Raw genomic sequence first — 327 nt, 5'->3', positions numbered from 1 at the left:
GGCAATAGTTACAGCATAAACTCGTTGTCGAATATCACATCTCTGAGTTTCCAAAATCTGCCCTCTTTTCGAGCAATAACAAACTTGGGAAGTCGAAATCTATGTTGTTGATTGACGACCTTGGTCGGTGACAATCCGTCAAACTCTTGATGCTTGTCAGCAAGGTGCAATTTGACAAATTGTGAGTAAAAGCTTTTCTTCTGCGCAGGGGTATTGAGATAGAAATTCAAGCCCACCTTATTGCCACTTTCTCCTAGGTAAACCACTCTTAAAAAGTTCTTTCCTTTGCTGTCTTTAATAACGGAGAACTCAAGATCTGTGCATTCA

Annotated in this window: 1 pseudogene; it reads right to left on the bottom strand. The window is 40.4% G+C overall.

What is annotated here, in order from left to right:
* Positions 1-8: 8 nt before the first annotated feature.
* A pseudogene (locus AB4585_RS25810) lies at positions 9-327 on the bottom strand (ATP-dependent helicase); the annotation flags it as partial.

It is taken from the genome of Vibrio sp. 10N.222.49.C9, assembly GCF_041474985.1.
Lineage (GTDB): Bacteria > Pseudomonadota > Gammaproteobacteria > Enterobacterales > Vibrionaceae > Vibrio > Vibrio crassostreae_C.
This window is presented reverse-complemented; position numbering and strand designations above follow the sequence as displayed.